Origin of the sequence: Mesorhizobium sp. M0664 (assembly GCF_040320565.1) — a bacterium.
Classification (GTDB): domain Bacteria; phylum Pseudomonadota; class Alphaproteobacteria; order Rhizobiales; family Rhizobiaceae; genus Mesorhizobium.
This window is the reverse complement of the sequence record NZ_JAMYPW010000010.1, coordinates 22,886-43,194: the sequence shown is the minus strand read 5'-3', so window position 1 is coordinate 43,194 and position 20,309 is coordinate 22,886. Positions and strand designations below refer to the sequence as shown.

Genomic DNA, 20,309 nt, shown 5'->3' with positions numbered 1-20,309 from the left:
GATTTGTTTGCGTGTACCCGGCGATTGACCTGCATCAACGCGGCGCAATCCAGTCGACGGCAAAATCCGCTCGACGCTGTATTTCGCGCACCTGTCTGCACCCAGCCAGGTCACGTGCCCGGCGAAATCACAAGCTCCGTGACGGGAGAGACCAGTGCTGGACAATACGCAGGTAGAACGGCTCGAAGCCGAGGCGATCAACTCCGCCAAAGTGCGACAGCCGATGTATGCCGCGCGCAAGAAGATCTTCCCGAAACGGGCCTCCGGGAATTTTCGTCAGTTCAAATGGCTGGTGATGGCGGTCACCCTTGGCATCTATTATCTGACGCCGTGGCTGCGGTGGGACCGTGGCCCGTTTGCCCCTGATCAGGCCGTGCTGCTCGATGTCGCAAATCGGCGTTTCTACTTCTTCTTCATCGAGATATGGCCGCAGGAATTCTACTACGTCGCCGGCCTTCTGGTTATGGCCGGCGTCGGTCTCTTCCTGATCACGTCGACCGTCGGTCGTGCCTGGTGCGGCTATACGTGCCCGCAGACGGTATGGGTCGACCTGTTCCTGGTCGTCGAGCGGGCCATCGAGGGCGACCGCAACGCGCGCATGAAGCTTGACGCCGGGCCGTGGACTGCCCGCAAGCTCGTGCTGCGGGTGTCGAAACACGCCATCTGGCTAGTCATAGGTGCGGCGACCGGCGGCGCCTGGATCTTCTATTTCGCCGATGCGCCGATCCTGCTCCGCGAACTCTTCACCGGCACGGCAGCGCCTGTCGCCTATATCACCGTCGCCGTGCTGACAGCGACGACCTATACGTTCGGCGGGCTGATGCGCGAGCAGGTCTGCACGTATATGTGCCCATGGCCGCGCATCCAGGCAGCCATGCTCGACGAAAACTCGCTCACCGTCACGTACAACGACTGGCGCGGCGAACCGCGCTCACGTCACGCCAAGAAGGCGCAAGCCGCGGGGAAGGCTATCGGCGATTGCGTCGACTGCAATGCCTGCGTCGCCGTCTGTCCGATGGGGATCGACATTCGCGACGGCCAACAGCTTGAATGCATCACCTGCGCGCTCTGCATCGACGCCTGCGACGGCGTCATGGACAAGCTTGGCAAGGAGCGCGGGTTGATCTCCTACGCGACACTCTCCGACTACAACGCCAACATGATGCTAGCGACCGCGGGCGGTTCCATTGCAGTCAATCCGTCGCTGGTCAGAACCGCTGACGGCCTGTTTTTAGACAGTGTGGCTCATTTCCACATCCGCAAGATCTTTCGTCCCCGCACCTACGTGTACATAGCTATGTGGGGGCTGATCGGCCTGGGCCTGCTCTATTCGCTGATGACGCGCGACCGGCTCGAGATCAATGTCTTGCATGACCGCAATCCGCAATTCGTGACGCTGTCCGACGGCTCTATCCGCAATGGCTACACCGTCAAGCTGCTGAACATGATCCCCGAACCAAGAACGATCATCGTCACCATAGGGGGCTTGCCAGGCGCAGAGATGAGCATCGTCGGTGTCGATCTTCCCGCCGATCGTTCTTTCGCGATCCAGGTCGAACCCGACCGGCTTAAGATGTTGAAGGTTTTCGTGCGCCTGCCTGCTGATGAGATCCTTGGCGAAGCGCAGATCTTCACACTCCGGGTCGAGGACAAAGCGAGTTTCGAGTCGAACGAATACATCGCCACCTTCAACGCGCCGGAGATCGCCAGATGAACGCCACCACGCGAAAATCCCGCGAATTCACCGGCAGGCACATGTTGGCCATCATCCTCGCCTTTTTCGGCGTGGTCATTGCGGTCAATCTGACGATGGCGACGCTTGCCAACACAAGCTGGACCGGTCTTGTCGTCGAAAACACCTATGTGGCGAGCCAGCAATTCAACAAGAAGGCTGAGGAAGGGCGCGCGCAGGCAGCGCTTGGCTGGACCGGCAAGCTGACCATCTCATGGGGCGAAGTCCGCTATAGCCTCACCGACGCTGCCGGCAAGTCGGTTCCCTTGCATGGCGTGAAGGTGCTGTTTCGCCATCCCGCTTACGAGAAAGAGGATGAGGCCGTCACGCTCGCCCTCGCCTCGGGTCAGGAGTTTGCAGTGCAGCACATGCCAAGGGATGGTGTCTGGATTGTCGAAATCGACGCCGATGCCGGTCTGGCAAGACCGTATCGCGACGTCCGCAGGATCATGATTTCCCAGAGAGCGCTGCAATGAGCTGTTGTGCACCAGGTGCTGAAGTGGCGCTGGACCTGGTCAGTGCCGCGTCTGTCCTGCCCTCCAGCCAGGAGATCAGGCTGGCGAGCCGATCGCTTGGCGATGATCTTCGCCAGACCGACCTTTCCGTACCGACGGTTCACTGCGGAGCCTGCATCCAGGCGATCGAGACGACGTTGGCAAAACTCGAGCACGTCGAGGCCGCTCGCGTGAACCTGTCGACGAAGCGTGTCTCGGTCCGGTGGCGTGGGGCGGAGGTTCCACCGTTCGTCGCCGTGCTGGAGGGGCTGGGCTACCAGGCCCATCTGTTCGAAGCCGAGATCGACGCAAAGGACAAGACGCTCTCGGAGCTCATCCGCGCCGTCGCTGTTGCCGGCTTTGCGGCGGGCAACATCATGCTGCTGTCGGTTTCGGTCTGGTCCGGTGCCGAGGGCGCGACCCGCGACCTGTTCCACTGGGTCTCGGCACTGATCGCCATCCCCGCACTGGCCTTCGCCGGCGGCATCTTCTTCAAGTCGGCCTGGAATGCCTTGCGCCACGGCCGCATGAACATGGACGTGCCGATCGCGGTCGGCGTGTCGTTGGCCTACGCGATGAGCCTCTATGAGACGACCACCCATGGTGACCACGCCTATTTCGACGCGTCGGTGTCTCTGCTGTTTTTCCTGTTGATCGGCCGCACGCTGGATCACGTGATGCGCGAACGCGCCCGCACCGCGGTGAAAGGCCTGTCACAACTGGCCGCGCGTGGCGCCATGGTGCTGCGCGACGATGGCGCACGCGACTATCTGCCGGTTGGCGAGATCGAACCGGGCATGCTGTTGCTGATCGCGGCCGGCGAAAGGATCCCCGTCGACGGCAAGATCACGCGTGGGACATCGGACGTCGACTGCTCGCTGGTTTCGGGCGAGAGCACGCCCAGAAGCGTGGCGCCAAACGACGCCATCCAGGCCGGCGTGCTCAACCTTACCGGCCCGCTGACCATCGAGGCGACAGCTGCCGCGAAGGATTCGTTCCTGGCGGAAATGGTTCGGCTGATGGAGGCCGCCGAGGGCGGTCGCGCACAGTACCGCCGCATCGCCGACCGCGTTTCAGCGCTCTATGCTCCAGTTGTTCATCTCACCGCCTTCGTGACATTCCTTGGCTGGATGGCGGCAACTGGCGACTGGCACCGGGCCATAACCATCGCCATCGCCGTTTTGATCATCACATGCCCCTGCGCGCTCGGCCTCGCCGTGCCGATCGTCCAGGTGGTCGCCGCGCGGCGCCTGTTCGAAAACGGCATCATGGTCAAGGATGGTTCGGCCATGGAGCGCCTGGCAACAATTGATACAGCGGTGTTCGACAAGACCGGAACGCTCACGCTCGGTCAGCCTCGGCTCGTCAATGCGGCCTCGATCGATCCGGCCATGCTGACGATTGCGGCCGACATGGCCGGGCATTCGCGTCATCCCTTTTCAAAGGCCATAGCCGGTCTTGCCGCTGGCGGCGGGCAGCACAAATTCGATGCCGTCACCGAGCATCCGGGGTTCGGTATCGAAGCAACTGACGTCGGAAGTATCTGGCGGCTGGGCAGACGCGGATGGGCTGGATGGAAGGCCCGCACCGGCGGCGAAGGCAAACATGGCTATGGCGGGACGGTCCTGACGAAAGACGGGATCGTTGTCGCGACCTTCAATTTCGACGATGCGTTGCGTGCCGACGCCAGGGCGGCGATCGAGCAGCTGAACGATGCAGGGATTTCGGTGGAAATGCTGTCAGGCGACACCGCGAGCGCCTGCGGCGAAGTCTCGAAAATGTTGGGCATCGACCACTTCCTTCCGTGCCTGCTGCCATCCGGCAAGGTCGAACGCATCGAGGGCCTGGCGAAAGACGGGCACAAGGTCCTGATGGTTGGCGACGGCCTGAACGACACGCCTGCGCTGAGCGCGGCGCATGTTTCGATCGCGCCGGCCACGGCCGCTGACATTGGCCGCAATGCGGCGGACTTCGTCTTCCTGCGCGAAAGCTTTGTGGCGATTCCCCTCGCGATTGACGTCTCGCGCAAGGCAGGAAGCCTGATTCGTCAGAACATTGCGATCGCAATCGTCTACAATGCCGTCGCCGTGCCGATCGCGATCCTGGGGCACGTCACGCCACTGATCGCCGCGATCGCCATGTCTGCCTCGTCGCTGCTTGTCATCGGAAATGCGCTGCGCCTGCAAGGTTCGATGTCGCACATCCGGGCCAAGGATGTTCAGCGTGACAGGGTGTCCGACATCAGCAAACTGGCGCAATCCTCATGACCACCCTTGCCTACCTCATCCCCGTCGCCCTCTTTCTCGGTGCGCTTGGACTGGGGGGCTTCCTATGGGCGTTGAGAAGTGGTCAGTACGAGGATCTCGACGGAGCTGCCGAGCGGATCCTTATCGATCGGGAAGATAGACTGGACCGCTGATCCAGGGCCGAGGGGCTGACAAGCAGTGCCGGTGCGGCCAACCGCTCCCACGGCCCTTCCCCATCGCGACTATGCCGCGCGCGATTGCTGTTTCCGGGGGTTGTTGCCCCTAGACTGAATTGCACCAATTTGCGCCAGCGCAAGGAACCGCTGCGTCAGGTCAGTTACCTTCTGCTCATCCGCAACGGTTGAGACAGGAGATTGATATGATCACGCGACGCGAAGCCCTCTTTGGAGCAGCGATTGGCGCTGCTGCCGTGGCGGCACTGCCGGCGTCTTCGGCAACGGTGACAAAGGCGGACATTCGAGGGCTTCTGCGCGAAAAGATCAGGCTCGTGGCACCGCCTTTTGTCCATCCGCACGACCAGGTCGCCAAGGGCGAACCGAAGATCGTCGAATACTCCATGACGATCGAGGAGAAGCCGATGGTCATCGACGCGGACGGGACGCAGCTCAATGCAATGACCTACAACGGCTCGATTCCTGGTCCGCTGATGGTCGTGCACCAGGACGACTATGTCGAACTGACGCTCATCAATCCCGACACCAACTCGCTTGCCCACAACATCGACTTTCATGCAGCCACAGGTGCACTGGGTGGCGGCGGCCTCACGTTGATCAATCCAGGCGAACAGGTAACGCTGCGCTTCAAGGCAACGCGGACGGGAACGTTCGTCTATCACTGCGCACCTGGCGGCGCGATGATCCCATGGCATGTCGTCTCCGGCATGAGCGGCGCAATCATGATCCTGCCGCGCGACGGACTCAGGAACGACAAGGCCAAGCCGGTCAAATACGACAAGATCTTCTACATCGGCGAGAGCGACTTCTACATTCCGCGCGACGAGAAGGGCAACTACAAGACCTACGAGTCGCCAGGCGACGGTTACGACGATATCGTCAAGGTCATGCGCGGGCTGATCCCGACGCATGTGCTGTTCAACGGCAAGGTCGGTTCGTTGACCGGCGACAACGCTATGAAGGCGAAGGTCGGCGAAACCGTGCTGATCGTCCATTCGCAGGCCAACCGCGATACGCGGCCGCATCTGATCGGTGGCCACGGCGACTATGTCTGGGAACAGGGCAAATTCGCCAACCCGCCGGCCAAGGATCTGGAAACCTGGTTCATCCGTGGCGGCTCTGCCGGCTCGGCGCTCTATAGGTTCCTGCAGCCCGGCGTCTACGCTTATGTCAATCACAACCTGATCGAGGCCGTGGAACTCGGGGCGACCGCTCACTTTATGGTCGAGGGCGAGTGGAATGACGACCTGATGACGCAGGTCGAGGCGCCCAAACCCATCGCCACCAACTGATGGAACTCCATTTGCCCGGACAGTGTCGCTGTCCGGGCAAGGACAACAGCCATGTCCCCTTACATCCTGAAATTTGTCGCGGTCGCCATGGCGGCCACTTCTGTGCCGGCGGCTCTGTCGATAAAGGCAGCCAGTTGGGACCGGCCGCCTCACGCCGTAGCTGTCACGACGACTTTGCTGTCCGGCTCCATCACCTATCCCATACCCGGCGAGTTCCTGAAGGACGGCCACCCGCAGGCCAATCCCCGCCTCAAACGCCAGCTCGACCAACCGCTCGAAATCATGACCTATCAGGTCAGCGCGGAAGACTATGCAGATTGCGTCGCTGAAGGCAGCTGCCAGCCGGCACAGGAGACGCGCACGATCCCCGCCACCGCTCCCGTGACCGGCGTCAGCTATCTCGTGCCAACGCATACGCCCGATGGTATTCGCAAGCGACCGGCGACCAATGGCGGCTGCCATCCGACGAGGAATGGGCATTTGCCGCGGCGGAGCGGTTCGCCGGCGAATTCGAGGGTGTCGAAAGCGACGCCAACAACCCGTCCAAACGCTGGCTGACCAGCTACAAGGCCGAGGTGGACCTCAATCGCAAGCCGGACCCGCTGCCCAAGAGCCGTGGCTCTTTTGGTGTGAATTCCTTGGGACTCGCCGACTTTTCCGGCAATGTCTGGGAGTGGACGTCGACGTGCTACGTCCGCACCACGCTGCATGCAGATGGCGGCAATGTCGAGAGTTCGTCGACAATTGCGGCGTGCACGTCCTTGAAGGCCTTCACCGGGCCTACATGTCCAACTTCGTCAGCGACGGAAAAAGCGGCGGCTGTGCCGTCGGCAGGCCGCCCGACAATCTGGGGTTTAGGCTCGTCCGAGCCTCGCCAGGTTGGGCGAACAAAGTTCTCGCCCAGCTGGGTGCGATCTGACGGAAAGTCCCGTCAGAGTCTGGCAACGATCTGTCTGCCGGGGACGCCAGAATTCACAGGCCAGACCTATCGGCCGGGCGACAGCATCCGCTTGAGCGTGCCGTCACGAAGCCAGTACTGGTGAAACAGTGTCGCCAAGGCATGGACGGAAATCAGGACCATAAACACTGGCTTGTTGAGCGAATGGATGTCGCCCCATGGGTCGCCAACGTAGAAGGCAAGAAGCCCCACAAAGGGCGTTGCGAGCAAGAGCAGATAGAAAAGGCCGTGCGAGATCTGCGCGGCGATCTGCATCCAGCCAGTGCCGCCTTCCGCAGGCTTGGGAGTACCCGATACCAGGCGCATGACCAGCCGAGCGATCACGAGGACCAGGATCGAAATCCCGACCCAGTAATGGGCGGAGCCCAATGCCTGGTCGGCTGGGGAGACCGCGGTTCCCTCTTCAGCCGCGTCAACCACGGTTGTCATGCTCTCGCCGAAGAACAGCTGGAATAACACCAACGATGCTATGACCCAATGAAGCGCGATTTGATAAGTTGAATAGCCAAGTCTGGTTTCTGACATTTTGATTCCCCTGATTAAAACAGCCGCGCAGTCGCGATGCTGATTAACATGGGAACCTTGGCTCAAGTGGGCTCGAATCCTCCCGCAATTGTGGCCAAAAGCTTACAGAACAGATATGTAATACGCTGCGCGGCCATACGCGATTGCCCGCGTCCCTGCCATCCCAATGCATGGGAGTGACCGTCAGGCGGCGTGGGCCCTTGGCGTCGTCAACGCCACACCGTAGGTCAAAAGAAAGCCGCCGAATGCCAGCGCCCAGGCAGCACCCGCCAGATGAATGATGGCGTCGTTCGGGACGAAAACGCCAAGGATGCGTGACAAGGCTGCGACCAGAATAGCTGTAAAGATAAAAGTTGCTGGTCGTCCAGCCCGCAATTGCCGGCCGGTATGTCCGAGCGTCGCTCGGGCCATTACGGCGAGCGTCATTGACCCGATCGCGCCGGCGCCCAACGTATGGAGCCCAGCTTCAGCCGGCACGATGCCAGGAAAAAAGATCGACGCTGACAACAGGGCAAGACCGAGCGGCACGAAGGCATAAGCCAGGTGAAGGATGAGCACCAGCGGATCGCGCGAGGTGCGCTCGCCAGCCCACCGCGACAGGCGCCAGGTCTGGCTGATTGCGGCTGTCGCAAGCAACAGTCCGGAGACGCTGTTGCTGGGAGCGAACGTCCATGCCGCCAGCGCGCTGACCGAGATGCCTATCGAGGCCATGTCCAACCGGCCGAAAGGCGCGGGGAGCCTGCCGGGATTTTCGCGCACGAGCCAATTGCGGGTGAAGCTGGGAATAATCCTCCCGCCGATGATCGAGATGAGCATTATAGCCGCAGCCATGCCGAGCCTTCGACTGACATCGGAGGCGCCTTGAATATGCGCCTCGATATGGAAGGCGCCATTTGCGCATGCCAGGACGGCAAGCGGCAGCAGAACCTTGAGATTGCGCCAGTTGCGCCCCGCGATGATTTCACGGGCCGCCACCGCGGCAACCGCAAGCAGAAAAGATCCATCGGTTACGGCTGCTGCCTGCCAGCCTATATCTGCCGAGAAGAAGACCGCGACGCGGCCGAGAAGCCATAAGACAACCAGCCACAGCAGCGGCAGCCCTTGTACGGGCAACCGGCCGGTCCAGTTGGGAATGGCGGTCAGCAGGAACCCGGTCACGATCGCCGGCAGATAACCGAACAGCATCTCGTGAATGTGCCAATCGACAGGAACAAATGCACTATGGGTATCGAGTTCCCCTGCATACATTGGGAGCCAGAGCACAATGGAGAGGCAGGCATAGAGCGGCCCGAGAAGGAAGAACGGCCTGAACCCATAGGAAAGAACGGCAGGCCCGGCATAGGCGCGCAGGCGTGGGATGCCCATGCTTCATATCTCCAAAAAAGAGGTCGGATAGACCGCGACCTCGTTTCCGGGCCAATGGCTGCTATGGGTCGAGCAGGTTTTCATGCGTGGGTTTGGTCAGTTCGCCGGCATCTGCGTGAACAGGTCGGCGAAAACCTTTGCAGCCTTGCCGGCATGCTTGACCGTCTTGGCGGCATCGAGATTGACCGGCTTGCCGACAACGATCAGCGCGACCATGCCCATACCGTAGTGCGGCGCGCACTTGACGCCGTAGACGCCTTCCTGGGTTAGGGTGAGGGTGATTTCCTCGCTGGGTTTTCCCTTGAAGGGTTCAGCGCCGTCCGGAATCATGCCTTTGATCGACTCGGCATCATGGGTCTTGTCGGTCGGCACGAACTTGACTGTGTCGCCGGGTGCAGCCTTGACGAAAGCCGGCTGGAAAACCATGGCACCTTTTTCGCCCTTGTTGAGCATTTGCACCACATGCTCTTCAGCACTTGCTGCCCCGCAGAGCGCGAGGATGGAGATTGCGGCAGCGAGGATGGAAATTCTCATCGATTTGTCCTTTGTTTCGAGGTCGCGGCCTTCGCCGTTCGATGCCACTTAGCCTGATGTGCCCCGGGGAGAATTTGCGCTGGCGCAAACTCGGGATAAGAAAGGATCTCCCGCACGGTTGATGCGGAACACTCGGTCGTGGGGAAATCCGCTTGGCTGCGCTGGACCGATCGCTGATATCGCAGCTGCCCCTCTTCCAGGGCTTGACGCCCGACGAGCAGAGCGAGATTCTGCAAGGCGCCCGGTCGTCCCGCTATGCCAAGGAGACGGCGATCTTCGAGCAGGAAGCCGAGGCCCACTCGTTCTTCGTTCTACTGGCCGGGCACATACGCGTCGTCCGCACGACGCCGGACGGACAGCAGGTGATCGCCAGGTACATCAGTGCAGGCGAGATTTTTGGAGTTGCCGCGGCACTTGGCCGAACGACCTACCCCGCCACCGCCGTAGCAGCGGTCGACTGCGTGGTGCTGGCGTGGCCGAACGCTCTTTGGCCTGACCTTGCGCGACGGTTTCCGGTTTTTGGCGCCGCCACCTACAGGACGGTCGGAAACAGGCTGCAGGAGACGCAGACGCGGGTGGTGGAGATGTCCACGGAACAGGTGGAACAGCGGGTCGCGCACGCGCTGTTGCGGCTGGCAAACCAGACCGGCCGAAAGACCGACAGCGGCATCGAGATCGCCTTCCCGATTTCACGACAGGACATTGCCGAAATGACGGGAACGACGCTGCACACGGTCAGCCGTCTGCTCAGCAAGTGGGAAGAGAACGGAATAATTGTCAGCGGGCGCCAAAGAGTCACGGTCAAGGATGCGCATCGCCTGGTAGTTCTAGCCGAGAACCGGCAAAAGGACTGACCGTCACCCTCCACCCCGAACAGCCAATTCCAAATCGACGAGGAAACGAGTCTCGTTGACCCGATGCTCGCGGCATGCGTCGGTCACGGTATGAAAAGGCCCAATGGGGCAGCCCGTGCATAGCATCTTGCGGCCAAGAACCACAGCCACCGTTGCCGGCCATTGTCTCATGATCTCGTCAATGGTCATGTCGGGTCTGATCGAACCGGATGTCTTCACGGTCGCGCCTCCACGGTTGCGAAGCGTCTTCATAGATCTCACTGGGTCCGCGATCGTTGCGCTTTCGCAACCTGAGGAAAGGTCTGCAAAATCAGAGATCTGCAGGACGGATTCTCTCAACGTTGACGTTGCCGGTCCACGTCCTCGCGAATGGACGGCCGGTTGAAGAGGTGATGACCGAAAACGTGCGCGCGCCACGTCGCGGTCCGGAAATCTGGTCGCGATAGACTTCAAGGCAGTGATCGCCTGCGGGCGCAGCCCCCCATACAGCAGCAAAAGAACCGCCATGCTGGTGCCCAGCGTGAGGATTGCAGCCATGGCCCCAGAACATTGTGGTTGTTCCAATAAGGGTGGAGCCCTACTCGATCGCACCACGGGCGCACTCTGACGCTCAACCGGCTGATAGGTCACGTTGGATCGACAATGAGCAACGTCAAACTGCGGTCAGGGCGCCGACAGAATGCCTGAAATTGACCCGCTGCGTTCCGAGTGTTGGAGCCGTTACCCTTCGCCAGATACGTGTTGCAATTGTGCAATCAGGTCGCGGTTGCGGCAATAGTCCGGAGGCTCGTTGGCATTTTCGTGTTGATCGAGCCACGTCATGCATTCGCCCTGGTGGCCGCAGGCGCGGCAGCGATTCACCGCTCGATTGATCACGGCTCCATGATCCGCCACGACTTTCAATCGTCTGTCGACGCCTAGCTTTTGCATCATGCGACCCATCAAGGCCGTCCTGGCGTCGACCGAAATCAGGTACTCGAGAAAACTCATGGCATTTGCTCCTAGCGTGGCGATCATTGCGCGGCCAGCAGCCCGTGACATTGATCTCGATCAACGGGCGGCTTCAGAGGCTGTCTTCGAGGATCGGTTCGACCTGGATTGTGTCTTCGCCCCTGTTGAATGCGACAGCAAGGCAAAAGCTGTGAGCGATGCGCAACGACCGTGCGATGAAAATTGCTGCAACTTCGGGCGGGCAAACGCGCTCTACGACGGCGCGAAAGAGGGAAAGCCAACGCCGGAAGTGCATCTCGCCAAGGCCGGGAACAGCCAGATGCGGCGGCAATGGCCGACCAGCGTAGCGGGAAGTCCGCAGGAGCGTGGCAGACCAGAAATCGCACATCTTCGCCAAATGCGACGGCCACGCATCCGCGGCTATGGCGTTATTGAATACGGGCCCCAGCAGGACGTCGTGGCGGATTTCCTCATAGAAGCCGTGGACGACCCTCTGGATCATCTCCTCGTCAAGAACCGTTGACAGCGGGACGCCGTCGATGACGGTTGTGGTCTTACTTTGTTGCTTCCCGCTCATGCATACCTGTTGCGACCTAGATCGACGCTTGGCATCGGCAGCCATGTCAATTTCCACAGTGTCATAGGGGTGAACTGCAGACTTGCCTTTTCTACACGAAAGCCATCACGGCGATCCCGCCTATGACAATCAGAGCGAGCCCGGCGATCAGCATGGGCAGCAAGGAATTGCCTTCTTTTGCGCCACTTGCTGCTTCCGTGCTGAACACAAGGCTTGGCCACTCTTCGATCACGTCTTGCCTCTGAGACTCTCGTTTCATGTCGATGTCATTTCCCCTTGCAAGCACGACCTCCCCGCCGCGCCGATCGCTGCACTGCAGCGGGCAGCGCCGAAAAGGCTCGACCGTTGCCAAGAAACTATCGATGCTGAGACATAAGTTCTTTGCGTTAGCGCAAATTGGCGGCTGCGATGCTTACAGCGCGCCCCACTTTTCGCTACCGAGGCGCCAGATGGTCAATTCGACATGAAACGATTGATTCCGCTTTCTTCGATCAGCGTGCGCGTGACGCCGCCGAACGCCCATTCCCGCAATCGGCTATGGCCATAGGCGCCAGACACGATCAGGTCTGCACCGGTGGAGCGCGTGAATGACAGCAAATTGTCGCCGTCAGCCTCGCCGGCGATCAGTTCGGTTCGCGGCATGATACCGTGATGTTCCAGAAAGACCGCGACATCAGCGAGACTGTTACGAACGTCACGATCAGTATCGATCGTGGCAACGATAACCTCATTGGCCTTGGCCAAAAGAGGCAATGCATCGGTCAGAGCTCGCCGAGCCTCACGGGTGTCTTTCCAAGCGACCAAGATAGTTTTTGCAAGGTTGCGGTCGACGTTGTTTGCAACAGCAAGGACAGGTCGCCCCGCGCCGAGCACCAGGCTGCCAATATCCACGGCACGAAACACATTGTCTCCTGCCTCGCGGGTAACGATGAGGTCGGCCGCTCGGGCGGAAACGCTGAGGAAGCGGGTCGGACTGCAGACCGCCTGTCCCCATTCGCTTGTAATCGAAGCCGGAACCAATTTCTCAAATTCGGCTCGCAATGCTGCAAGCCGCTTTTCAATCTCAGTGCGCTGGATCTGCATGATCTCACCTTCGTAAACCATACCATCGCCTGTTGCGACCAGTGGAGGAACATCAGCTGCTGCCAGGCCGACAAGATGGGCTCCAAACCGTTCTGCAAGCTCGGCTGCCGCCTCCACTATGGGTGCAGGGGATGCATCAACGGCCAGGTTCACGATAATTGACTTGTACGACATCAGAGGCGCCTTTCGCTGAAGCGATGGAATGGACGATCAATCGCATTCGCGAGCGTCCGATGCCTTGATGCGCATCAAAGGGCTCCGCACCCGAAAAACTTCGGCCTCGCTCCATTTTGCGTGTGGGGCTCAATGATAGTAGCCTTGTTCGTGGCGTGTCGAACCCGAGAATCTCAGTGAGCCAAGACGAAGCGCTTATTTTGTCGGCCGGGGGGACGATTCTGAAGTCGGTCCTGTCACAAATGTTCGAGCAGGCTCCGGGCTTCATGGCTCTCATGCGTGAACCGGATCATGTCTTTGAACTGACGAATGCCGCCTATCAACGGCTGATCGGCGACAGGCGAGTGATTGGGAAATCGGTGCGTGAAGCCCTTCCCGAACTCGAGGGCCAAGCGTTCTTGGAACAGCTGGACCATGTGCACAGGACCGGCGAGCCGTATAGGGGCCAAGGCATGAAGGTCGGCCTTCGGAACAACCACGACGGGCCAATTGAAGAACGCATCCTCGATTTCGTCTATCAGCCCATCAAGGCCGACGATGGACGCATCACCGCCATTTTTGTCGAAGGCACTGATGTCAGCGAGCTTTCCTTTGCAAATGCAGCCCTTCTGTTGCGCGAGGACCATTTGCGTTCGATCCTGGCGACAGTGCCCGATGCTATGGTTGTCATCGACGAACGAGGCAGCATCCAATCGTTCAGCACCGCTGCTGAAACGCTGTTCGGCTACCAGGCAAGTGAAGTCATCGGGCGAAACGTCAATGTGCTGATGCCCTCACCCTATCGCGACGAGCATGACGCCTATCTGCTTCGCTATCTGACGACCGGGGAGCGCCGGATCATCGGGCTCGGCCGCACCGTCACTGGGATGCGCGAGGACGGCTCGACCTTTCCGATGGAGCTTTCCGTCGGCGAGATGCATGCCGGAACCGGGCGCTTTTTTACCGGCTTTTGCCGAGACCTGACCGAGCGCCACCGGGCGCAAGCGAGAATACAGGAACAGCAACTGGAGCTGCTCCACATGGCGCGGTTTACCGCGCTGGGTGAAATGGCTTCGACCCTTGCCCACGAGATAAACCAGCCACTCACGGCGATCACAAACTACCTCAAAGGCAGCCGCCGGCTTCTTGAGACGAGTACGGAAGAGAGCGCACCGATGCTGAGGGAGGCTGTCGAGAAAGCAGCTGAGCAAGCTTTGCGGGCCGGAGAGGTCATTCGCCATCTTCGCGACTTCGTCGCCAGGGGCGAGAGCGAGCGTCAGGTCGAACGCTTGCCGGCGCTCATCGAGGAAGCCTCCTCTCTGGCTTTGGTCGGCGCACGGGAAATAGACGTGCGCGTCAGCTACAAGGTTGATCCGGCAGCCGAACTGGTTTTGACCGACCGCATCCAGATTCAGCAGGTGCTGCTGAATCTGATGCGCAACGCTGTAGAAGCCATGCAAGGCGCGCCGCGCCGCGAGTTGAAAGTCACAACTGTCGCCCGGGATGATGGGATGGCGGAGGTGAGCGTGATCGATACCGGCCCCGGCCTCGCGCCGGAGGTTTCGGCACAACTTTTCCAGCCATTTGTCACCACCAAGAAGCAGGGCATGGGTGTCGGCCTCTCGATTTGCCGTACCATCGTCGAGTCGCATGGCGGTCATATCTGGACCGAGCCGATGCCGGCTGGAGGAACCGCTTTCCGGTTCACGTTACGCATGGTGGAGAAAGAAGAGGTCACAAATGGCCGGCAGTGATCTGGTGCATGTGGTCGACGACGACGTCGACGTTCGCAAGTCTCTCGGTTTTCTTCTGGGGACGGCAGATTTTGCCGTGCGGCTGCACGAGTCGGCGACAGCTTTTCTGGCTGCCGCGACTGGCGATCTCGACGGGTGCATCGTCACCGACGTGCGCATGCCCGGCATTGACGGCATCGAATTCCTGCGGCAGCTCCGAACGCGCGGACATACGCTTCCGGTCATTGTCATGACGGGCCATGCCGATGTGGCGCTCGCCGTTCAGGCGATGAAGGAGGGGGCGACCGATTTCATCGAAAAACCTTCCGACGACGATATCCTGATAAGTGCGATCCGCTCCGCATTGGATAATCGTAATCACGCAAATACAGCACACCCACAATCCGCGGAAATCCTTGGTCGTCTGTCAACTTTGTCAGAGCGAGAGCGGCAGGTGCTGGATGGGCTTGTATCAGGTCTGCCGAACAAGACCATCGCCTATGATCTCGGGATCAGTCCACGTACGGTCGAAATCCACCGTGCCAATGTCATGAGCAAGATGAGCGCGAGCAGCCTGTCGCACCTCGTACGCATGGCATTGATCGTTGAATCCAAGCCGTAGGCTAGGGATGGTCGCCAAAGGGATTGCCGTCGAGTGCCGGCATATTGTGAGACTCCCAGTCGCGCCAGTGGGTCGGGCGGATGTCGACCCATGTGCCAGTTAAGGCGTTCGTCCAACCTTCCCGCTCCTTCATGCAGGGAAACACGAGCGCATGCTCGCCATCCTCGTCGAAGACGGCGAGTTTGAGGTTGCGCCCAAACGGAGCGGTGAGGATTGGTTTCCACATCTCCTCATGATCCCAGAAGCGCCTGACTGCGCCTTGATCTGAATCATTTTCCGCAATTGCCAAATGCGCGAATGTGCGCTTTGCCGACATGAGCTCGAAAGCACCAGGATGGTCATGATTCAAAGCGGCAAGGCAACCAACCCTTGGGATGGCCGCGAGAAATAGGAGACTGCATCGATGCTGATCCGCACACTTTCTCCCTTGGAATGTACGAGATTGCTGACGGCCAACCGTGTCGGCCGGCTCGCATGCGCAAAGAATGGGCAGCCCTACGTCGTGCCCCTGTACTACGCGCATGCGGACAATCACCTCTATGCATTTTCCATGCCGGGCAAGAAGATCGAATGGATGCAAGCCAATCCGCTTGTATCCGTCCAGGTCGACGAGCGCGGCCAAGGGCGAGGATGGCGAAGTGTTGTTGTCGATGGCCGCTATGAGGAACTGCCGGACCGGGACGGCCACAAGCTCGAGCGTGACCATGCATGGTCAGTGCTGAGCAAGCACTCCGACTGGTGGGAGCCTGGAGCGCTCAAGCCGGTTATGCCCCCTGTGTCGGACAGCACGCCGCATGTGTTTTTTCGCATCCTCGTCGAGCAGGTGTCGGGCCGCGAGGCAAGTGAATAGCAGAACGACCGCCTCGATCACCGAAAGGGACGGCTGGGCCGGCCCAAGCAGTGGTATAGGTACTTCCCCGTAGGGACATAACCGAATTTCGTGACACAAGGATTCGCGCGATTGCTGTGACACGGATCAACCGGGAAAACAGCCATGCACGCTTACACAACCTCCCAAATCGCAGCGCGGTCGCGGTCGCCCCAGCCGAGCCCGCGGGAGGCACTCCAACCCGCGCTGCTGCAGCCGCTCAGCTTCTTTCCCGCCGGTGCGGAAGTCTATGCCCAGGGCGAAAAGGCCGGGGCCTTCTATCAGGTCGAGTTTGGCGCTGTGCGCATCTACCGCCTGCTTGCTGACGGGCGCCGGCAGATAAGTGCCTTTCATCTGGCTGGAGAGACATTCGGCTTCGAAGGCGGCACAACGCATCATTTCTTCGCAGAAGCGATCAATGCCACCGGCATCCGCGTCTTCCGTTTTGCCGCCGGAGCTGACGTGTCGCAGCTGCTGCTGCCATTGGCGCTCAAAGGCCTGACACGGGCGCAGGGGCACCTGCTGGTCCTAGGTCGCCAGAACGCCATTGAACGCGTCGCCGCGTTCCTGGTTGATATGGCCGAACGGCAAGGGGGATTGCCGCAGGTCGAATTGCCGATGTCGCGCATGGATATCGGCGACTACCTCGGCCTTACCATCGAGACGGTCTCGCGGGTTTTCACCAGGCTGAAGGAGAAAGGCGTCATCCGCTTGGCTAGCCTGCGCTGCGTGGAAATCGTCAAGCACGACTCGCTTCAGAATATGAGTGAGTGAATGGCAACATGCTCCGGCCAAGCCGGAATGCAGCCTCCCCCCTCGGCATCAGAGGTAGTCGGCCGAGGCGGTCCAATTTGCTGAAGCCGCAAGCATGACTTCGTGAGCCTCACTCGTCGGTCCAGTCCAACGTATTCACACCGATGGCCTGTGATCGACAGCCGGCTGCTGGCGGATATGGCTGCGATCCTCCTCGTGGGACCGGCGGCTGGCATTGGCAATGGGCGCACTGAGAGACCGAACGGCGGCCCAATGTTATTCTCTTTGTCCCTTCCATCAGCAAAAGCCGCGTTCAGTAGCAGCTTTCCGAATTGATGCAGGCTTGGCGGAATCAGCCGGTGCGCACGATGTGGACGATGCCTTGAGCATCCGCCTTGTCGGTCTTGTTGCGCTGTGCCGACATCGCGGCGCGCACACGCACATTCTCCAGGCGGACAGCTGGCAGGCCGAGTTTCTTGGGCTCCGGGTGCAGCCATGCTGACCGAGTTGGCAAAGCGGGACAGGGCAGCGTAGCGAGGAGAGCTGCCGCGACACCTTGCCTCGCTGTTCATCTGCCCTCGTATGCGAGGTGGCTATTTTGAAGGCCAGAAGTTTTGCAGATGGACGAGACTACGCCGACGGTGGTTGAGCTCGATGATGAAGAGGAAGAGGGCGACAGTCCCTTCAACGCCTATCGGTTCGCCGCATCGGAGTACTCCAAGGGTATCATCCAAGAAGACATCGGGCTGCTCCTAAACAGCGAGACCCATTTCGGGCTCAGGACGAACAAGCGCCGCGATCGGGATCAGCAAACGTTCGACCTGTCCGTTGACGCCGTGCTGTCGGACGTCATGCACCATCATCTCGCCGAGCATCTTGGCGACATCTATGTAACGCGCTCCAACCGTGTTCTCGGCACAAAGAGCCGCTATCGGCCACGCGCGTACAGCAAGATTTTTGAAGCCAAAGATGGCTCAGCAGATCGATGCGCCGGTGGAAGGGGCTGCAAGGGCGACGGTCATCCGGCCCGGTCCCCGGCTTGTGATCGAATGGCTGAGCATGGGGTCGGAATCGAGTACCTCGACGAACACCCGCACGGCGAGACCATTGTCCTGAAGCGCGTCAAGGATCGCGAGGACTGCTGGGACGAGGGCGGATCAGAGGAGTATGACGATACGCCAGACACGGAGCGGCACCGGGCTGAGCCAGTGTTGCCGAAGGCTTGAGTAAGCGCGATAATGATTTTTACGCCGAACAACCGGTGGACGTCGTCAATTATCATTGGCGCCACTGGGTTGGAACGCCGGTTTATTGGGAGGAAATCACAAAATGGCAAAACTGCTGGCCGGCAAGGCCGCTGATGACTTTCGGTTTTTGACCAACATCCAGCTCATGAAAGCACTCGGCCGCACTTTTGTACTTGTCATCATTATGTTCCTTGCAAGCAAGTCCACCATTGCAGCGGAGTCGCCCATCGTGGCGCCTGGCGCAAAGCTAGAAAAGTTGGCCGAAGGTTATGGATTCACCGAAGGCCCGGCGGCGGATGTTGATGGCAACGTGTTCTTCACCGACGACCCGAACGATCGGATCGTTAAGTGGAGCGCGGTAGACGGGAAATTCTCCGACTGGCTCAAGCCAGCGGGACGCGCGAATGGAACTTACTTCGACAAGGTCGGCAATCTCATCGCCGTCGCCCCCGATAAGGGCGAACTGTGGTCCATTGCGCCCGACAAGAAGGTTACGGTGCTGGTGACGAACTTCGACGGCAAGCTCTTCAACGGCCCGAATGACCTGTGGATTCGTCCGGACGGCGGTATCTATTTTACCGACCCTGATTTCTATTCATCTCGAGACTCCAGCACGCGGGTAGACGGCCAACACGTCTACTTCGTGACGCCCGACCGCAAGACCGTCAGGCGTGTCACGACCGACCTGAAGAAACCCAACGGCATCATTGGCACGCCCGACGGCAAGTTGCTTTACGTGGCGGACTACGGCGCGAGTAGGACTTACGCCTACGATATCCAGCCCGATGGCGAGCTCACGAACAAACGCCTCTTCTGCAAGCTAGGTTCTGACGGCATGACGATCGATTCGAAAGGCAACGTCTATCTCACCCAGATTGGCGTGGCTGTATTCGATCAAACGGGAAACAAGATCGAACAAATCGACGTACCAGAGACGACGACAAACGTGACCTTTGGTGGCAAAGATAACGATCTGCTCTTTATCACTGCGACCGGAAGTGTTTACGGCCTCAAGATGCGGGTTAAGGGCGCGCATTAGGAGCTCGTCCAGATAATCTTAGCGGGGATTTGGCTGCGAGGCGCAACATTGTTTTGGGTGCGTGGCCACAATGGCGCAATGGCGACCCATCTTGCCCCGCCGCGACTGTATAGAAATCAGCCAGGCATCGAAATCGCCTGCGCGAATGACCGTTCCTCTGCCAGTCTCAAATTGCGGCGCATAAGATCGGACCAAAGCGGCGTCTCCTGGGCGTCGAGGAAGAAAGCTGGACGAAAAGGCTTGATTTGCGTAGCGCAGACGATCGAAGCCGTCGTACGCCGCAGCCAATACCGGCGTGCTGTCGTAGAGATGCAGAAGCTTCTCAAAAATCTCGTCCATGCCGTTTCTGACCGGACCAGGCTTAAGAGTAAATTACACCGAAGTGTCGGCACTGCCCGTACTCAGCAGCCGCTCAGCGCAGTGACCCTCACGCAGAGAAGCCCGCCACTTTGCGAGTGACGGGCCGGCCGCGAGGCGAGGAGAGTGTGGTCAAAGCCTCACGGCCGATTCGACGCTCCCGTTAACGCCGCACTCTCCTCAGCGGCGCGCTATCAGCATGCAAAGCTGACGCAGATCACTGTCATACGTCCCTTCGCTGCTGAGCACGTCGGCGCAGCGCTTCTTCATGCGAATCAGCTGGCTGCTGGACAGCTGAGCAACAACGCTCGGCGGGGTGCCCGGCACCCACGCCGACACCGACGCCCACGCCGACGCCACCCGTGCCTCCCACATTGACGCCTGCGTCCGCTGTAACGCCGACCGCGCCACCTACATTTGCGCCGGCGCCGGCGGTGACACCACTCCTGCCGCCGATATTAGCGCCGGCACCGGCGCTAATGCCCCTGCTGCCGCCTATGTTAGCACCAGCGCCGGCATTCACTCCGCTTTCCTCGGCGGCACCCTCGACATGGCTAACCCCGTACCGGATGCCAGGTCTGTCGGTCCTGACGTAGACGGAGGGTTGAACCAATGGAGAGCCATACGGAAATTTAGAGCGGCACAGGCCTGCCGACCAACGCAGGTTATAGGGAACGATGTAGGCCCTCGCGGGTTTAGAACTTGCAGCGGTCGGTTCTTCTCTTGGATGTG

Annotated in this window: 24 protein-coding genes and 2 pseudogenes; 14 read left to right on the top strand and 12 right to left on the bottom strand. The window is 60.0% G+C overall.

Annotation, left to right across the window (positions count from 1 at the left end; genetic code table 11):
• Positions 1-154: 154 nt before the first annotated feature.
• The 7 genes from ccoG (at position 155) to NKI39_RS13040 (ending at position 7,001) form a co-directional block, all read left to right on the top strand.
• Positions 155-1,714 (top strand): cytochrome c oxidase accessory protein CcoG, encoded by a 1,560-nt coding sequence (gene ccoG, locus NKI39_RS13070; RefSeq protein ID WP_352832196.1) that lies wholly within the window; start codon positions 155-157, stop codon positions 1,712-1,714.
• Positions 1,711-2,208: a FixH family protein gene (locus NKI39_RS13065; protein WP_352473142.1), complete on the top strand. Its 498-nt coding sequence runs from the start codon at positions 1,711-1,713 to the stop codon at positions 2,206-2,208. The genes ccoG and NKI39_RS13065 overlap by 4 nt, the downstream gene beginning before the upstream one ends.
• On the top strand, positions 2,205-4,493 hold the full coding sequence (locus NKI39_RS13060) for a cation-translocating P-type ATPase (RefSeq protein WP_352473141.1): 2,289 nt from the start codon (positions 2,205-2,207) through the stop codon (positions 4,491-4,493). Before NKI39_RS13065 ends, NKI39_RS13060 begins: the two co-directional genes overlap by 4 nt.
• Positions 4,490-4,645: a cbb3-type cytochrome oxidase assembly protein CcoS gene (ccoS, locus tag NKI39_RS13055; RefSeq protein ID WP_352473140.1), complete on the top strand. Its 156-nt coding sequence runs from the start codon at positions 4,490-4,492 to the stop codon at positions 4,643-4,645. Before NKI39_RS13060 ends, ccoS begins: the two co-directional genes overlap by 4 nt.
• A gap of 206 nt (positions 4,646-4,851) precedes the next feature.
• A complete protein-coding gene (nirK, locus tag NKI39_RS13050) occupies positions 4,852-5,958 on the top strand; it encodes a copper-containing nitrite reductase (protein ID WP_352832193.1) in 1,107 nt (368 codons plus the stop codon).
• A gap of 51 nt (positions 5,959-6,009) precedes the next feature.
• A complete protein-coding gene (locus NKI39_RS13045; RefSeq protein WP_352832191.1) occupies positions 6,010-6,516 on the top strand; it encodes a hypothetical protein in 507 nt (168 codons plus the stop codon).
• Positions 6,414-7,001, top strand: coding sequence for an SUMF1/EgtB/PvdO family nonheme iron enzyme (locus NKI39_RS13040; protein ID WP_352832300.1), 588 nt, complete (start codon positions 6,414-6,416; stop codon positions 6,999-7,001). Before NKI39_RS13045 ends, NKI39_RS13040 begins: the two co-directional genes overlap by 103 nt.
• On the opposite strand, the gene NKI39_RS13035 is transcribed toward NKI39_RS13040, so the two are convergent.
• From NKI39_RS13035 to NKI39_RS13025, 3 genes are all read right to left on the bottom strand, one after another.
• Complete coding sequence (locus tag NKI39_RS13035) at positions 6,944-7,507, bottom strand: cytochrome b (protein ID WP_352473137.1); 564 nt, start codon at positions 7,505-7,507, stop codon at positions 6,944-6,946. The two genes, NKI39_RS13040 and NKI39_RS13035, sit on opposite strands and share 58 nt — an antisense overlap.
• Positions 7,508-7,624: 117 nt before the next feature.
• On the bottom strand, positions 7,625-8,806 hold the full coding sequence (locus tag NKI39_RS13030) for an NnrS family protein (protein ID WP_352473135.1): 1,182 nt from the start codon (positions 8,804-8,806) through the stop codon (positions 7,625-7,627).
• A gap of 96 nt (positions 8,807-8,902) precedes the next feature.
• On the bottom strand, positions 8,903-9,340 hold the full coding sequence (locus NKI39_RS13025; protein ID WP_352473134.1) for a pseudoazurin: 438 nt from the start codon (positions 9,338-9,340) through the stop codon (positions 8,903-8,905).
• A 152-nt stretch (positions 9,341-9,492) separates the two neighbouring features.
• Between NKI39_RS13025 and NKI39_RS13020 the strand changes: the two genes are divergently transcribed.
• Positions 9,493-10,194, top strand: coding sequence for a Crp/Fnr family transcriptional regulator (locus tag NKI39_RS13020; RefSeq protein WP_352503667.1), 702 nt, complete (start codon positions 9,493-9,495; stop codon positions 10,192-10,194).
• 3 nt (positions 10,195-10,197) lie between these two features.
• Here the strand turns inward: NKI39_RS13020 and NKI39_RS13015 are convergent, their stop codons facing one another.
• The 5 genes from NKI39_RS13015 to NKI39_RS12995 all read right to left on the bottom strand — a co-directional run bounded on the left by NKI39_RS13015 (position 10,198) and on the right by NKI39_RS12995 (position 12,979).
• Positions 10,198-10,731: a DUF1858 domain-containing protein gene (locus tag NKI39_RS13015; protein WP_352473132.1), complete on the bottom strand. Its 534-nt coding sequence runs from the start codon at positions 10,729-10,731 to the stop codon at positions 10,198-10,200.
• Between the two features lie 183 nt (positions 10,732-10,914).
• Positions 10,915-11,184: a DUF6455 family protein gene (locus NKI39_RS13010; protein ID WP_352473131.1), complete on the bottom strand. Its 270-nt coding sequence runs from the start codon at positions 11,182-11,184 to the stop codon at positions 10,915-10,917.
• A gap of 73 nt (positions 11,185-11,257) precedes the next feature.
• A complete protein-coding gene (locus tag NKI39_RS13005) occupies positions 11,258-11,767 on the bottom strand; it encodes a group III truncated hemoglobin (RefSeq protein ID WP_352503665.1) in 510 nt (169 codons plus the stop codon).
• A gap of 46 nt (positions 11,768-11,813) precedes the next feature.
• A complete protein-coding gene (locus NKI39_RS13000) occupies positions 11,814-12,074 on the bottom strand; it encodes a hypothetical protein (protein ID WP_352473199.1) in 261 nt (86 codons plus the stop codon).
• Between the two features lie 101 nt (positions 12,075-12,175).
• Positions 12,176-12,979, bottom strand: coding sequence for a putative universal stress family protein (locus tag NKI39_RS12995; RefSeq protein WP_352832188.1), 804 nt, complete (start codon positions 12,977-12,979; stop codon positions 12,176-12,178).
• A gap of 176 nt (positions 12,980-13,155) precedes the next feature.
• Between NKI39_RS12995 and NKI39_RS12990 the strand changes: the two genes are divergently transcribed.
• Complete coding sequence (locus NKI39_RS12990; RefSeq protein WP_352473126.1) at positions 13,156-14,712, top strand: PAS domain S-box protein; 1,557 nt, start codon at positions 13,156-13,158, stop codon at positions 14,710-14,712.
• Positions 14,699-15,313 carry a response regulator FixJ gene (fixJ, locus tag NKI39_RS12985; protein ID WP_352832185.1) on the top strand — a complete coding sequence of 205 codons (615 nt, stop codon included), beginning with the start codon at positions 14,699-14,701 and terminating at the stop codon, positions 15,311-15,313. The genes NKI39_RS12990 and fixJ overlap by 14 nt, the downstream gene beginning before the upstream one ends.
• 1 nt (position 15,314) lies before the next feature.
• Here the strand turns inward: fixJ and NKI39_RS12980 are convergent, their stop codons facing one another.
• Positions 15,315-15,629: a hypothetical protein gene (locus NKI39_RS12980; protein ID WP_352832182.1), complete on the bottom strand. Its 315-nt coding sequence runs from the start codon at positions 15,627-15,629 to the stop codon at positions 15,315-15,317.
• A gap of 87 nt (positions 15,630-15,716) precedes the next feature.
• Here NKI39_RS12980 and NKI39_RS12975 point away from each other — a divergent pair, with 87 nt between their 5' ends.
• Positions 15,717-16,163, top strand: a complete 447-nt coding sequence (locus NKI39_RS12975; RefSeq protein ID WP_352473121.1) for a pyridoxamine 5'-phosphate oxidase family protein — start codon at positions 15,717-15,719, stop codon at positions 16,161-16,163.
• Positions 16,164-16,307: 144 nt separating this feature from the next.
• On the top strand, positions 16,308-16,955 hold the full coding sequence (locus tag NKI39_RS12970; RefSeq protein ID WP_352473120.1) for a helix-turn-helix domain-containing protein: 648 nt from the start codon (positions 16,308-16,310) through the stop codon (positions 16,953-16,955).
• A 334-nt stretch (positions 16,956-17,289) separates the two neighbouring features.
• On the opposite strand, the pseudogene NKI39_RS12965 reads toward NKI39_RS12970, so the two are convergent.
• Positions 17,290-17,436 (bottom strand): annotated as a pseudogene (locus NKI39_RS12965) (IS110 family transposase); the annotation flags it as partial.
• A 118-nt stretch (positions 17,437-17,554) separates the two neighbouring features.
• Here NKI39_RS12965 and NKI39_RS12960 point away from each other — a divergent pair.
• The gene (locus NKI39_RS12960; protein ID WP_352503664.1) at positions 17,555-18,160 is read left to right on the top strand and encodes a hypothetical protein; all 606 of its coding nucleotides are present in this window, start codon (positions 17,555-17,557) and stop codon (positions 18,158-18,160) included.
• Between the two features lie 103 nt (positions 18,161-18,263).
• Entirely contained in the window at positions 18,264-19,220 is a 957-nt protein-coding gene (locus NKI39_RS12955) for an SMP-30/gluconolactonase/LRE family protein (protein ID WP_352473117.1), read from the top strand.
• An 84-nt stretch (positions 19,221-19,304) separates the two neighbouring features.
• Here NKI39_RS12955 and NKI39_RS12950 read toward each other — a convergent pair.
• Together NKI39_RS12950 and NKI39_RS12945 are read right to left on the bottom strand one after the other, a co-directional pair.
• A pseudogene (locus NKI39_RS12950) lies at positions 19,305-19,559 on the bottom strand (diguanylate cyclase); the annotation flags it as partial.
• A gap of 198 nt (positions 19,560-19,757) precedes the next feature.
• Positions 19,758-19,937 (bottom strand): hypothetical protein, encoded by a 180-nt coding sequence (locus tag NKI39_RS12945; protein ID WP_352473116.1) that lies wholly within the window; start codon positions 19,935-19,937, stop codon positions 19,758-19,760.
• Between the last annotated feature and the right edge of the window lie 372 nt (positions 19,938-20,309).

Coding starts and splice junctions, on each gene's coding strand:
- NKI39_RS13045 (WP_352832191.1), top strand. CDS start 6,010: ATGTCCCCTTACATCCTGAAATTTGTCGCGGTCGCCATGGCGGCCACT.
- NKI39_RS13060 (WP_352473141.1), top strand. CDS start 2,205: ATGAGCTGTTGTGCACCAGGTGCTGAAGTGGCGCTGGACCTGGTCAGT.
- NKI39_RS13010 (WP_352473131.1), bottom strand. CDS start 11,184: ATGAGTTTTCTCGAGTACCTGATTTCGGTCGACGCCAGGACGGCCTTG.
- NKI39_RS12975 (WP_352473121.1), top strand. CDS start 15,717: ATGCTGATCCGCACACTTTCTCCCTTGGAATGTACGAGATTGCTGACG.
- NKI39_RS12995 (WP_352832188.1), bottom strand. CDS start 12,979: ATGTCGTACAAGTCAATTATCGTGAACCTGGCCGTTGATGCATCCCCT.
- nirK (WP_352832193.1), top strand. CDS start 4,852: ATGATCACGCGACGCGAAGCCCTCTTTGGAGCAGCGATTGGCGCTGCT.
- ccoS (WP_352473140.1), top strand. CDS start 4,490: ATGACCACCCTTGCCTACCTCATCCCCGTCGCCCTCTTTCTCGGTGCG.
- fixJ (WP_352832185.1), top strand. CDS start 14,699: ATGGCCGGCAGTGATCTGGTGCATGTGGTCGACGACGACGTCGACGTT.
- NKI39_RS12955 (WP_352473117.1), top strand. CDS start 18,264: ATGGCAAAACTGCTGGCCGGCAAGGCCGCTGATGACTTTCGGTTTTTG.
- NKI39_RS13065 (WP_352473142.1), top strand. CDS start 1,711: ATGAACGCCACCACGCGAAAATCCCGCGAATTCACCGGCAGGCACATG.
- NKI39_RS12970 (WP_352473120.1), top strand. CDS start 16,308: ATGCACGCTTACACAACCTCCCAAATCGCAGCGCGGTCGCGGTCGCCC.
- NKI39_RS13015 (WP_352473132.1), bottom strand. CDS start 10,731: ATGGCTGCAATCCTCACGCTGGGCACCAGCATGGCGGTTCTTTTGCTG.
- NKI39_RS13030 (WP_352473135.1), bottom strand. CDS start 8,806: ATGGGCATCCCACGCCTGCGCGCCTATGCCGGGCCTGCCGTTCTTTCC.
- NKI39_RS12960 (WP_352503664.1), top strand. CDS start 17,555: ATGGACGAGACTACGCCGACGGTGGTTGAGCTCGATGATGAAGAGGAA.
- NKI39_RS13005 (WP_352503665.1), bottom strand. CDS start 11,767: ATGGCTGCCGATGCCAAGCGTCGATCTAGGTCGCAACAGGTATGCATG.
- NKI39_RS12980 (WP_352832182.1), bottom strand. CDS start 15,629: ATGTCGGCAAAGCGCACATTCGCGCATTTGGCAATTGCGGAAAATGAT.
- NKI39_RS13025 (WP_352473134.1), bottom strand. CDS start 9,340: ATGAGAATTTCCATCCTCGCTGCCGCAATCTCCATCCTCGCGCTCTGC.